This window comes from Erysipelothrix sp. HDW6B (genome assembly GCF_011301115.1).
In the GTDB taxonomy this organism is placed as follows: Bacteria; Bacillota_I; Bacilli_A; order Erysipelotrichales; family Erysipelotrichaceae; genus Erysipelothrix; species Erysipelothrix anatis.
The window spans coordinates 866934-879506 of the sequence record NZ_CP049860.1 but is presented as its reverse complement, the minus strand read 5'-3'; the positions used below and the strand labels follow the sequence as shown (position 1 = coordinate 879506).

11 protein-coding genes, 1 riboswitch and 1 other annotated feature are annotated in these 12573 nt (G+C 37.4%); of the genes, 2 read left to right on the top strand and 9 right to left on the bottom strand.

Features of this window, described 5'->3' with window-relative positions; genetic code table 11:
* Positions 1-150: 150 nt before the first annotated feature.
* From G7061_RS04490 to G7061_RS04475, 4 genes are all read right to left on the bottom strand, one after another.
* On the bottom strand, positions 151-684 hold the full coding sequence (locus G7061_RS04490) for a DUF402 domain-containing protein (protein WP_159640947.1): 534 nt from the start codon (positions 682-684) through the stop codon (positions 151-153).
* Positions 685-733: 49 nt separating this feature from the next.
* A complete protein-coding gene (locus G7061_RS04485; protein ID WP_159647116.1) occupies positions 734-1249 on the bottom strand; it encodes an energy-coupled thiamine transporter ThiT in 516 nt (171 codons plus the stop codon).
* Positions 1250-1272: 23 nt separating this feature from the next.
* Positions 1273-1363: riboswitch (TPP riboswitch) on the bottom strand.
* A 32-nt stretch (positions 1364-1395) separates the two neighbouring features.
* Positions 1396-2076: an AAC(3) family N-acetyltransferase gene (locus G7061_RS04480; protein ID WP_159647118.1), complete on the bottom strand. Its 681-nt coding sequence runs from the start codon at positions 2074-2076 to the stop codon at positions 1396-1398.
* An 18-nt stretch (positions 2077-2094) separates the two neighbouring features.
* Complete coding sequence (locus G7061_RS04475; RefSeq protein WP_236261726.1) at positions 2095-2574, bottom strand: phosphatidylglycerophosphatase A; 480 nt, start codon at positions 2572-2574, stop codon at positions 2095-2097.
* A gap of 106 nt (positions 2575-2680) precedes the next feature.
* Between G7061_RS04475 and G7061_RS04470 the strand changes: the two genes are divergently transcribed.
* Positions 2681-4159, top strand: coding sequence for a carboxypeptidase M32 (locus G7061_RS04470; protein WP_166083072.1), 1479 nt, complete (start codon positions 2681-2683; stop codon positions 4157-4159).
* Between the two features lie 46 nt (positions 4160-4205).
* Complete coding sequence (locus G7061_RS04465; RefSeq protein ID WP_166119297.1) at positions 4206-4817, top strand: superoxide dismutase; 612 nt, start codon at positions 4206-4208, stop codon at positions 4815-4817.
* Positions 4818-4899: 82 nt separating this feature from the next.
* On the opposite strand, the gene G7061_RS04460 is transcribed toward G7061_RS04465, so the two are convergent.
* The 5 genes from G7061_RS04460 to G7061_RS04440 all read right to left on the bottom strand — a co-directional run bounded on the left by G7061_RS04460 (position 4900) and on the right by G7061_RS04440 (position 12524).
* Complete coding sequence (locus tag G7061_RS04460) at positions 4900-7638, bottom strand: polysaccharide lyase 8 family protein (protein WP_166119292.1); 2739 nt, start codon at positions 7636-7638, stop codon at positions 4900-4902.
* Positions 7639-7985: 347 nt separating this feature from the next.
* Positions 7986-8696 (bottom strand): RNA methyltransferase, encoded by a 711-nt coding sequence (locus G7061_RS04455; RefSeq protein ID WP_166119287.1) that lies wholly within the window; start codon positions 8694-8696, stop codon positions 7986-7988.
* 2 nt (positions 8697-8698) lie between these two features.
* Positions 8699-11416, bottom strand: coding sequence for an isoleucine--tRNA ligase (ileS, locus tag G7061_RS04450; RefSeq protein WP_166083076.1), 2718 nt, complete (start codon positions 11414-11416; stop codon positions 8699-8701).
* Between the two features lie 34 nt (positions 11417-11450).
* Positions 11451-11666 (bottom strand) — a binding site (T-box leader).
* Positions 11635-12114 carry a DivIVA domain-containing protein gene (locus tag G7061_RS04445; protein WP_159638394.1) on the bottom strand — a complete coding sequence of 160 codons (480 nt, stop codon included), beginning with the start codon at positions 12112-12114 and terminating at the stop codon, positions 11635-11637. (Overlaps the previous feature by 32 nt.)
* A 5-nt stretch (positions 12115-12119) precedes the next feature.
* Positions 12120-12524 carry a cell division protein SepF gene (locus tag G7061_RS04440; protein ID WP_159638392.1) on the bottom strand — a complete coding sequence of 135 codons (405 nt, stop codon included), beginning with the start codon at positions 12522-12524 and terminating at the stop codon, positions 12120-12122.
* Positions 12525-12573: the final 49 nt, after the last annotated feature.

Here is a 12573-nt window from a genome sequence, read left to right as displayed (position 1 = left end):
TTCTTGTATTTCTTTTGAAATTGACGTTTCCTGTTTAGTTTTCAAAGACCATTTCGCACTAAAGCTCCCTTGAGTGCCTACATATAATACTACTTCAGGGGGCAGTTGTCAAACATAAAACTCATTTATTGCAAAAAAAAATCCACGAGCTTATTTAAACTCGTGAATTGATAAATATTTGTCGAAATAACGATGAATAGTATCGTCATTGAATGGATATTCTTTATGTTTAGCCAGTTCAACGAGGCGGTTTTTCTCATCTTCAACAATTCTTATGATGGATTCACTGTAGTGCATCTTTTTTTGATGCAATTCAAATTCATCTTCATCCAAAATGATATACTTACCATCCGGAAATACTTTCACATCCAAATCATAATCTATATTCTTCAATGACTCGCCATCGTACACACTTGGCGAAGCAAGATTGCAGTAATAATAAACTCCTTTGGCACGAATCATAGCAATGACATTATACCAACGATTTAAATAGTAGAAGCAAATTGCGGGTTCTCTAGTAAACCACCGACGTCCATCAGACTCGACTACCCATGTTTTATATGTAATGAGAACAATTTTTTCGTCATCGGCCGATAATACCGTTCCACTTGACCATGTTCTATGAAGCGATCCGTCATGTTTATAACTTTGTACGTAAATTACTTCTCCAACTTTCGGTTTCATAATGTTCCCTCCCAATTAATATACAATAATAACTAATTTAAAATATAATTTATTTTTTCAATTTTGGTCTTATTAATAGAACTAAGAATGCACTTATTATCATCGTCGGTACCATATATGACGCATTGTAAAGCATGACTCCGACAAGGATGTTACCTTCGTAATACGAGGCAAAGAAAAGCCATCCTGCAATATTATGCCACATAAATCGCAAAACATTCGACATAATTGCGCCAGTGGGGAATGTCTTGTCTCCAAACCTTAGATCTTTAAAGAGCACCGCTGTAGAGTAGGACATGTAAGAAAATACATAATCTGCCATGAATTGACCCAGAGTGAGAAAGTATGGAGGTGTGATTAACAACATAATGACGACGGAAATTGCGGACACTATCAAAGATTTTTTAAATCCTAAGTGATAACTCGCTATAATCAATGCTACTGCACTAATGGAAATACTTCCACCCTGAGGCATTTTCAATAATCCAAAGGTAACACTTATATACTCCAATACTGTAAATAAGGTTGCGTACATTGCAATTAGAACTAAATCTTTTGTTTTCATAAAAAAAACCTCCACACAAGGCGCAGGGTAAAAACAGAACTCCCTCCGCTAGTCTTAACTAGATCAGGTTTTGAGGGTTATTTTCTCAACCATTTGGTTCCCCTGTTCACTTTTTAATTATAACATTTATGTTTGTTTTTTCAATGTCACATTGTAATGAAGTCAACGAGCATTCTATAGGATATCCCATAAATTTTTACACCTTCAATTTCTTCAAACAACAGGATATTCGAATTAACAATTTTCGATAATAATGGTGTTTCGTCAATATCTAAATCTAAAAACGAAATCATTTCTCCATCTTTAATTGCAGTATTCCTTTTAATTGACTTCGTTGTGTCGTGGGCATATGCAAGCTTAGCTTCTGGAACATGTGCCGGTTCTCCAAGAAAAAGTATTGTTGCATTTAGCTCGTACATATCTTGAAAAATCGATTTATCTCCGTAGGGGTAATCGACTTTAACATGTCTTGCAAAGAACTTTGCATACTTACCTATATGTCCAATCATTAAAGACGGATGGTGGGCAAATGTTGTCTCATCTTTTAAGAGCATTAATTGAAGCATTCTTCCTGATGAGAGAATAATTCGTTCTTGGGTTGTAACAAGTGGTTTTAGTACCTTTTGGGATACGTTATTATTAAACGTATTGTCACCAATTATCGAAACAGTTCGGTCTTCTATATTTTTCAACAACATGTCAAGCACATATTTCGATACAAGTGCAGGAACATTGCTGTTTTCATGAATTATTAATACACCGTCTGAAGGGACGTCAAGTCTCTTAAGGAGTGATTGAATTTGATCTTGATTCACTTTCTGTTCCATATGTTCCCTTTCCAGCCTTTAATTACTATGTGAATGTGCAAGCTTGCTCGCAGCTGCAGCTGCAATTGCGCCGACTATATCATCGATAAAGGTGTTGCATTGCCCTGCATCATGATCATTAAGTTTGCCAATAATTCCAGGTTTTACTTTATCGATGTAACCATAATTGGTTAGTGCAATAGAACCATAAAGGTTACATATTCCATATGCCATAACTTCATCAATACCATATAAACCTTCATCAACTCTTATGATATTTTGAATTGTTTCATTACCAAATGCACCCTTGTCGACTTGAATATCAATATTAATAGCGGTCATCAATGCATTTTGTACTTCTCTTTTCCGGATTACGCTTTTAACAATATCTTCAATATCGATTTCGTGAATGTTCGCGATATAGTCTTTTTGTAGATAAACCACACAATCAACTATATCATTAAGGGTCACACCGCGTTCTTCTAGTAACGCAATGCAGTCATCATACATTTCATTCATTATTGAGTCCTCCAGTACTTTGTCACCTAATTATACATCATCTTTTCTGTAAAACATAGTATCCCTTTAGGTTTGAATGCAGTACAATAATTTCAGGAGGTATATTATGAATTTTTCAGAATTAAACAATAAATTGAATGCATATTCTTTAGCATTAACAACGATGTCATTTGATGCGCAGACGATAGCACCAAAAATGGGAGATGCGTATCGAAATAACGTAATGTCTTTTTTATCTGGTGAGTACTTTTCATTGTTCACAAGTCATGAAGCATATGTAGCCTTGACTGACGCTTTATTAAATGAGGATCCAATTATCGCTAAAAGTGCGGAGCAAATGTTAGAGAGCTTAAACAAAATCAAAGATATTCCTTATGATGAGTACGTAGCGTTCGAAAATCTAAAACTTGCGTCTCATAATGTATGGGCTGATAGCCGTAAAAATAAGGACTATAGTACTTTTGTTGAGAACCTGAATGAACTAATCACATCTCATCGGAACGTTGTTTCATATCGACCAAATGGTGCATCCATTTATGATGCATCTTTAGATGATTATGAAAAAGGATTAACAATTAACATTGTCGATAATTTCTTTACAACGATCAACGACAAAATTGTACCGTTCATCGATACGGTAATCGAACACCAAGCACCGCGTCCTGCGTTTATGAACGCTTTTGTATCAATTTCAAAACAACGTGAAATTTCTGAGTTAGTAATGACTCATCTTGGTTATAGTGTTGATTTTGGTCTTCTTGGTGAAGCTGAACATCCTTTCAGCAGTACATTTTCAATCAACGATACTCGTATTACAACTACATATCACGAAAATGACTTTACACAAAGTATTTTCTCGATAATTCATGAAATTGGTCACTCCATGTACAACCATCAAGTTAATCCAGAATTTGAGGGTTACGCTATCGCTGATTCGATGAGCATGAGTTTGCATGAATCGCAGAGTCGTTTTTTAGAAAACATGATTGGCCGTTCCGTTGCATTTTGGACACCGCTTTATCCAAAATTGCAAGCAATTATACCTGATGTTCTTGGAAGCGTTTCACTTGATGAATTTATTCGCGGTATCAATTTTGTTGAACGTGGTGCAATTCGTATCGAAGCTGATGAATTGACATACCCACTGCACATTCTTGTTCGTTACAATATCGAAAAAATGATGTTTGTAGAGGCTCACGATGCACATGGGCTTGACCAAAAGTTTGCCGACGAAATGACTCGTATCTTAAAATTAACACCTGCATCCGTAAGCGAAGGGATTTTACAAGATATTCATTGGTCCGATGCATCATTTGGTTATTTCCCAACATATGCACTTGGTACAGCATATGCAGCACAGTTTATGGCGGCGATGGAGAAAAATCTTGACGTCGATCAAACATTGCGTGATGGAAATTTATCATTAATATTTGATTGGCTACGTCAGAACATTCACCAATTTGGCGGATCAATCGAAACACAGGACCTTATTCTTAAAGTGTGCGGAGAGGCTTTTGATCCAAATTATTATGTGAATTATTTAATTACAAAATATAGTACATTAGTAGGCATACCTTTTGAATGACCCGACCCCATATGCTATGATGTAGCCATTAGGAGGAAGTACTATTATGACATACAAACTACCAGAATTGGCTTATGCTTATGATGCTTTAGAGCCACAAATTGATGTACGTACAATGGAAATCCATCATACAAAACATCACCAAACATATATTACAAATTTAAACGGAGCTTTAGATAAACACGAAGCTTTGAAGGATAAATCTCTAGAGGATTTAATCCGCAATATTAATGATGTTCCTGAGGACATTCGTGTTGCTGTTCGCAATAACGGTGGTGGCCACTTAAACCACTCGATGTTTTGGGAAATCATGGCTCCCGCAACAGGACAACAACCTGAAGGTGCATTGTTAGAAGCTATTAATGGCACATTCGGTTCAGTTGATGCATTCAAAGAAAAATTTGATGCAGCAGCTAAAACTCGTTTCGGATCAGGTTGGGCTTGGTTAGTTGTAAATGCTGACAAACAATTGGAAGTAATTTCAACACCTAATCAAGATAATCCACTTATGGATGGACTTGTTCCAGTTCTTGGCTTAGATGTTTGGGAACATGCATACTACCTAAATTATCAAAACCGACGTCCAGACTACATCCAAAGCTGGTTCGATGTTGTTAATTGGAGTAAAGTTGCCGAATTATTTGCAGCTGCAGTCTAGTCAACTTCAAGGAAGTCTGAAAACAGTATTCAAAAAATAAAAAAACGGTACATTTCGCACCGTTTTTTTTAGTTATCTTTTCCTAATCAATTTTTTTTAATTTCTTTTTGATATCGAAACAGAATACAATAACTCCCATAATGGTTAGCATTGCACCCAGACTTATCCCAAAGCCACTCACTCCTGTTGAAGGTAATGTTTCCAATCTCGAATCGCTTGATTTATCATTTTCTATAATTTCGTTAACTTCTGCGTCTGGTTTCGGCGTCGTTTCTCCTCCTTGTTCCGGTGTCGTTTCTCCACCTGTTTCTGGTGTTGTTTCTCCACCTGTTTCTGGTGTTGTTTCCCCACCTGTTTCTGGCGTTGTTTCTCCTCCAGTTTCTGGCGTTTCTTTCTCTTTTTTGTTAAGTGTAATCGTTGTTGTAACACCGTTTGAATTTCTCGTATCAACAACAAATACATTATTTCCAATTTGAGATACATTAGCAGGCAAAATTACTTCTGAAAATTCTACATCCGTTGAGAACATGATTGAGTCTTGTGCTTGAGTTGGATCTGCAATGTTAATTTCAAATGACTTTGCTTGTTCATCAATTAGAACCGATGCTGGTGAATAGATTGTATAGTCCATCACCTTATGAGGTCCTTGACTCCACACATTAATACCCAACGTATTGTGTTTTTCATCAAGAACTGCTTGAACGTCTTTGTTGTTCTCAATAATCTCAAAGGATTCCTCCACAGTACTTAGGGAATTAATTTCTACGGCAGGTGCCATAACGTAGGCATACGTTGCTTCTTGCGCATTAGCACCGTGATTTACAATAATCTTCTTATATGTGTCAGTGTATTCATTGCCACTTAATTCAGTCGCTGAGTGTCGCAAATATGTATCTGTATTTGTTTCCGTTTGTATTGTGATGGCTTGGTCTTGAAGCATCATGTATGCGAGATTGTTCGAAGATTCATATGCTTCAAGAATCATCCAATCTCCTTTTTTCACGTCGTAATTTCCATCGATAATTGCTTTTTCGTCTTGATCAACCAACTTATAACCTATATCACTATCAAGGATGCGATTTTCAACGACTGTTTCGATTGTTGCTGGGGTTTTTCCATTTATATCCGTTCCAAGTGCAACGATCTTTCCATCCATCACAAACCATGATTTTTTTGCGGTTAAATTCATGCCTATGTTTTTACCATTATTTTTCATGTCATTTTTATCAAGTTGCATTCCAATAACAGCGTTAGTGTCACTACTTGTTCCGCCCACCCATTTTTGTGGCGAAAGGTATGAAACCCATGCTTCAGTTGTATCTTCAAGAGTTCGCGTATCTACCGTTATTCCAGGTAGACGGTACATATCGACAGTTGCCCAGTATGATTTTCCGAATTGCTTATCCTCATTTTGGAGGTAAACCATTCCATCAGCCATATGCCACCCTTTTAGGTTCTCTTTGTTCCCTGTTGCATATGCTGATACTCGGTTGGAATACATTGAGAGCCCGAAATGATAGTCTTGAGCACTGTATACGTATCGGTCCATATTTGAAAACATTTTACTTCCTCTAAATGGGACAAAATCTACTGGCAACGTATCTCGATTAATAAAATCGCTCATTGTTACTAAGTCTGCTATATTAGAGCTTATTTTGAGGTAGTATTCTGGATCTTGCTGAATCCAGTATTGCATTGAGTTTTGTAGCTGAATGCCTTGATTGTTTTTAAGCAAGTTTCCTGCTTGCGCGAGTACTTTTACGCTATCAGATCCTGATGCATCTATATTATGAACATATTCGCGTGCAATTGATCGTCCTTTAACAAACGGCAGAAACGTTCCTTTGAACATAACTGGAACCGTTGCATTATAGGTCATTGCAACGAATCGTTCTTTTGTTTCTGCTGGGAGATCGTATGTTGTTTCGCTCACAATTGTAAGTATTTTTGTAACGGCTTTTATTAATTCAATTCCGTATGAACCTACATACGGTTTATTTTCGTGAAAAATAAAACTTCCGTCATCATAAAATCCTTCACCCTGGGTAACATAGTCAAATTCGCCCTTAATACTTTCGATACTTTCAGCAATAATTTCTGGATTTTGGTCAAGGATTCCGATGCCAAGGCGAGTATAAGCAAAATCTGTCCGATTAGCTCCTGAAGTTTGTGGTCCTGTATAAACAAAAGGAACAAATACTTCACTGCTTCCTTGGCCTAACAGTTGTTTATAGGGATCTGGTACATATAATTTTAAGATTTCGATATATTCGTTCAGCTCTTCAGGTGTCAAAGTATCTTGAATCATGAAAAGAATATTTATCATTTCATGTGGAATTCCAATTTGCCAGTTCCACCAGTTTCCATAGTATCCTTCACCATTGTATTGTTCGATTTCTACAATGTGTCGTAATGCGTCTTTAATTGTTTGTAACATTGCACTATCTTGATAGTACACAGTACCGTATGTTGCGTAAGCTTTGGTCAAAATTCCGATATTTTTGACATTTCGTGAGAGATAGTCGTGTTTGGGTTCTTTATCATTTCGCACCCATAAAGAAGTCCGATTCGTATCTTTATTAAGTGTTTGGTTAACTTGCGTAGCATCATTGGAAAGTTTTTGAACATAGTCTTTAACATATACATTTGATTGTAAGTCCGTATCTACGTCTAAATTTCCGGTTAGTGATTGAACCCATCGTTGGGTCATCACTTCTATATCCTGTGCTTCGTCACCATAGATTGGCATAAATGGTACAGATCCAATTCCTAGTACCATAATAAAGAGTAGTATTGTTCCTAGTTTATATAATCGTTTCATTATTCCTCCTGTGAAAGCGCTTCGATTATTAAAATAGCACACCACATCTCGATGTCAATTAAGCAGTTGTATCTAATTTTTTATAATTGCATGTCATCAATGTCGATCAAAACCACTTATAAATGGCTTTTTAGGCATTACGTTACTTACCTAACGATTTTAGCTTCGAAACCAAAACACCAAAATTGCGTATGTTTTACACAAGATTGTTTATGCTCATTTTTGCCTATTAAGCTTCGTTCAACTCCTTATTTTAAGAATGTGGACGTCTTGATATCTTTCGCCATTTTATCAGTATCTACGGAATAAAAGGATTAAAAAAACGCTACAAAATGTAACGTTTTAGTTTATTGCCTAAATGTATAACAAATAATTGCTGTCGCAATTGCAACATTTAATGATTCAAAATTACTGGTTTCTATTTTTGTAGTGCCATCACATTGCTCGAGAACTGCATCACTGACACCTTGCCCTTCGGATCCAACCACAAAAGCAATTGCATTATCGGTAACTGCTGACAATGGCACTGTATTATCTCCCAAGTATGTTGCATAGACAGATACAGATTCACCTTTCAAACGTGCGATTGCGTCTTCGAGTGACATTCTTATAACTGGCATATGGAATATCGACCCTTGGGTTGATCGTACAACCTTATCATTGAATTCATCCACACTATCGTGCGAAACGATGACTGCATCAAATCCAAAACTGTGTGCGGTGCGTATTATCGTGCCAAGGTTTCCGGGGTCTTGAACTCCATCACATAATATGAATCGTTTCCCATTTTGGGGCCATCCATGCTGCGGTTTATCAACTACAGTAAAGAGTGTCGATCCTGATTGAGTCGTCGATAGTTTGTGTGCAATGGCATCGGTAATTTCAACATCAAATTCTGATCCGATACCATAAGTTGTGTGGTTAAGTCCAGATGCCTTCACTTCTTGAAGTAGGTGTTCTCCTTCGACAAGAAGTTTGCCATTAGCATCACGATATTTTTTCTTTGATAATTTTAAGAGCGACTTGATGGTTTCGTTGTTGACGGATGTAATTTTCATAATTAACTATGAAGGACGTGATCACAACGCTCACACAATCCTGCATCGTTAATTGAACTTACAACATTCCAGCAACGTTGGCAAGTATGACCATCGTATTTCGTAACCGCTACGTCAATTGCTTCGCCTTCGATAGCTTCAAGTGTTACATGTGACACAATAAACCATTGTGCTAGATGTTTTCCAAGAATAGACTCGACACGTTCTATTGTCGCGCTATTCATTGAGATTGTAACTGCTGCTTCTAATGATTTTCCAATTTCTTTATCCGCACGTTTGACTTCAAGTGCTTTAAATACTGTTTCGCGAACCTTAAAGAGATCTTGCATGTCTGCTTTTTCTTGTTCAGAAATAATCTCATCTTGAATATCGACAAATTTTGTGAGATGAATACTTCCTTGCTCTGGTTTAAAGATTTGATACATTTCTTCTGTTGTATGCGGCAAGATTGGTGCAAGGAGTTTTAAGTATGTATCGAGTGTATGATAAATGACAGTTTGAATTTCACGTCGTGCTCGATCATCTTCTTTCTCAATGTAAAGAATATCCTTTGTATAGTCTAAATAGTATGACGACATCGTATTAATTAATGAGTTAAGAACTGCTGTCGTTACTTTTTGATAATCATAACCTTCGTATGCTTTACGACCTTCGTTATTTACACGAATCGCTTCGTTCAAGACATAACGGTTCATTAAGGATAAATCTTCAATTGCAATACCGTCAGTGTCAATGTTGAAATTGTTCAAGTTACCGTGCATGAATCGGAATGTGTTTCGAATCTTGCGGTAAGACTCGCTCACTTGTTTTAAAAGGTCTTTTGACATTGTAATGTCTGAGTGGTAATCAACACTACCCACCCAAAGTCGTAAAATATCCGCACCCATTTCGGATGTGATTTCATTTGGGCTAAGTCCATTCGATTTAGACTTACTCATTTTCTCACCGGAATCCAGTTTGATAAAACCGTGCGTAATTACAGCCTTGTAAGGTGCAATTCCGTACAACGCGACAGAAATAATGAGTGATGAGTTAAACCACCCACGGAATTGGTCAGCTCCTTCAGCATATGCATCAACCGGAAGTGGTGTTTCGTTGTGATTTAATGCAGCTGTATGCGATGACCCTGAGTCAAACCAAACATCCATGATATCTTTTTCTTTTGTAAAGGTTCCATTTGGAGAATTTGGATGTGTATAACCAACAGGCAACAGTTCTGCAGCCTCTTTCTCAAACCAAATATTTGAACCATGTTCTTCAAATAACGTTGCAACATGTTCAAAGACTTCTGCATCGATGATTGGTGTCTCATCTTCTGCGTAGAAGATTGGAATTGGAACACCCCACGCACGTTGACGTGATATTGTCCAGTCGCCACGATCTGCAATCATATTATGCATACGTTTTTCACCCCATTTTGGATACCACTCAACATTCGCAATTTCATCAAGAATTTGTTGACGAATGCCATCAATCGATGCAAACCATTGCGTTGTTGCACGGTAAATAATTGGAAGCTTCGTTCTCCAGTCGTGTGCATAACTGTGAGTAATCCAACCCATTTTTAAAAGTGCACCTTCTTCTTCCAAACGAAGCGTTACGGCTTTATTTGCTTTCTCAAAGAACATACCCGCAAACTCACCTGTTTTTTCATTAAGGTGACCTTGAGCATCGACAGGTCCAAACGGTTTAATATCATACTTTGCAGCGACATCAAAGTCTTCTACCCCGTGGTCTGGCGCTGTATGAACACAACCTGTTCCCGCTTCATCAGTTACGTGATCACCATTTAATACAGGGGAAATACGGTCATAAAGTGGGTGTTTGTATGTAACATATTCAATGTCTGACCCCAAGAATGTTGTCAAAATCTCATAGTTTTCAATTTCTAATTCTTTCATTACGGATTCAATGCGCGATTCCATCATCACGAGAACCCCTTTATCAGTTTTCACACGTGCATAAGTCATCACTGGATTAACTGAAATTGCAAGGTTTGCTGGAATAGTCCATGGTGTTGTAGTCCAAATGACCAATTTATCATTTTGTTCTACGACGCCCTTACCATCAACCACATCAAACGCAATATAGATAGCTGGATCACGTCGATCTTGATATTCGATTTCAGCCTCAGCTAGTGCAGTCTCACTGGATGGTGACCAATAAACAGGTTTTAATCCTTTGTAGATCATACCTTTTAGCGCCATTTGAGCAAAGACACGAATTTGTTGTGCTTCATAGTCTTTATTGAGTGTAATGTATGGATTCTTGTAATCTCCAATTTTCCCAAGAGATTTGAAATCTTTCATTTGAATTGCAACTTGTTCGCGTGCATATTTCTCGCAAAGAGCTCTAAACTCGTGTAATGGCATTGATTTACGATCAACACCTAGCTTTTGAATCGCATTTTCAATTGGCAATCCATGCGTATCCCAACCTGGTCTAAACGGTGTCTTAAATCCTGCCATGAATTTTGTACGGACAATGAAGTCTTTTTGAATGCTATTTAATGCATGACCAATATGAATGTTTCCATTCGCATAAGGAGGACCATCATGTAATACAAAGAGTGGCGCACCTTCTGCTTCTCTGGTTGTTTGCATTGCTTCATAGAGATTTTCTTCATCCCATTTCGCTTGAATGAGTGGTTCTTTTTTGCTGAGATTCCCTCTCATCTCAAATTCTGTTTTCGGTAACAGTAGTGTATCTTTGTATTCCATAATTTCCTCCTATATACAAAAAAAGACGTCCTTAGATAAGGACGTCTTCGACGCGGTACCACCTTAATTCACAATTAAAAAATTGTGCACTCAAATGCGGTAACGCCGCCGACGTGTTTCTTACTTTATTCATAGAGTGTTCAGAAACAAGCTCACAAGTGATAAACCCATAAGGCCCTCTTCGTTCTCACCAACCACGAAGTCTCTGCAAGGGATGCTTATTGATTATTGTCTTGGTCATCGCCAATTATTAATGAATAAGGCGCTTCAGGAAGTTCAAGTCCTTCAATCGCTTCTTCTAGATTTTTAATTTTATCTTTCAATTCATCACGAAGCAAGTTCGATTCATTTGAAATTCGAGCAATCTCAACCAGCACTTGACGCGATGTTGACATTGCTTCACGAACAATCATATCTGCATTTGAATGAGCATTTTCAATAATGTCGTTTGCTTCACGAAGGGCAAGGCGTGACATTTCTTCTGATGCTCGTTCACGAACAGTGATTTCGCCAACAAGTTGCTGATACCTCTTTTTTATGAGGTCACGTTGTTCTTGGAGTGTATCAATCTGTTTCTTATAGATTTGTGTTTGTTTTTGCAACAAAACGCGTTCACGTTCTAGTTCCGAGATTGTCTGATCTACTTCAAAGCGATCGTATCCCTGTTTCATAATGCGAAATGCATGATTGTTTGACATAGTGTCTAAGAATCGAATTCTTCAAGGTTCATACTGATTTCACCTTGTACACCAATTGTTTTAGGAGTACATAGAATTACATTATGACCTATTTTTTGAATTGATCCATCAAGTGCAAAGACGACACCTGTTAAAAAGTCAATTGTACGCTGTGCGTAATCACGTTGTAAACGATGTAAGTTAACAACAGCAGCTCGTTTTTCTTTTAAGTAACGTGCTACTTCTTCAGACTCCTCAAAGGATCTTGGTTCGAATAGAACCATCTTTGTATCACTTGGTAATTTTGTTCCATCGCTTGCGCGTGGTGCTTCATAATCGCTCAATGTTTCTACCTCATCATCTGAAAATTCCAGGTATTCGTCATCTTCTACTGGCGTTAGAATGTTTTTTAGTTTGTCTTTAAAGCTCATATCCAAACCTCCATTTGTGTAATTATAGCATTTTTTCTACTGAACTTAA

What these genes read in the sequence shown, in the direction of transcription:
- ileS (WP_166083076.1), bottom strand. Translation starts at nt 11,416, where the DNA reads ATGGAATACAAAGATACACTACTGTTACCGAAAACAGAATTTGAGATG.
- G7061_RS04445 (WP_159638394.1), bottom strand. Translation starts at nt 12,114, where the DNA reads ATGTCAAACAATCATGCATTTCGCATTATGAAACAGGGATACGATCGC.
- G7061_RS04440 (WP_159638392.1), bottom strand. Translation starts at nt 12,524, where the DNA reads ATGAGCTTTAAAGACAAACTAAAAAACATTCTAACGCCAGTAGAAGAT.
- G7061_RS04460 (WP_166119292.1), bottom strand. Translation starts at nt 7,638, where the DNA reads ATGAAACGATTATATAAACTAGGAACAATACTACTCTTTATTATGGTA.
- G7061_RS04480 (WP_159647118.1), bottom strand. Translation starts at nt 2,076, where the DNA reads ATGGAACAGAAAGTGAATCAAGATCAAATTCAATCACTCCTTAAGAGA.
- G7061_RS04465 (WP_166119297.1), top strand. Translation starts at nt 4,206, where the DNA reads ATGACATACAAACTACCAGAATTGGCTTATGCTTATGATGCTTTAGAG.
- G7061_RS04470 (WP_166083072.1), top strand. Translation starts at nt 2,681, where the DNA reads ATGAATTTTTCAGAATTAAACAATAAATTGAATGCATATTCTTTAGCA.
- G7061_RS04475 (WP_236261726.1), bottom strand. Translation starts at nt 2,574, where the DNA reads ATGAATGAAATGTATGATGACTGCATTGCGTTACTAGAAGAACGCGGT.
- G7061_RS04490 (WP_159640947.1), bottom strand. Translation starts at nt 684, where the DNA reads ATGAAACCGAAAGTTGGAGAAGTAATTTACGTACAAAGTTATAAACAT.
- G7061_RS04455 (WP_166119287.1), bottom strand. Translation starts at nt 8,696, where the DNA reads ATGAAAATTACATCCGTCAACAACGAAACCATCAAGTCGCTCTTAAAA.
- G7061_RS04485 (WP_159647116.1), bottom strand. Translation starts at nt 1,249, where the DNA reads ATGAAAACAAAAGATTTAGTTCTAATTGCAATGTACGCAACCTTATTT.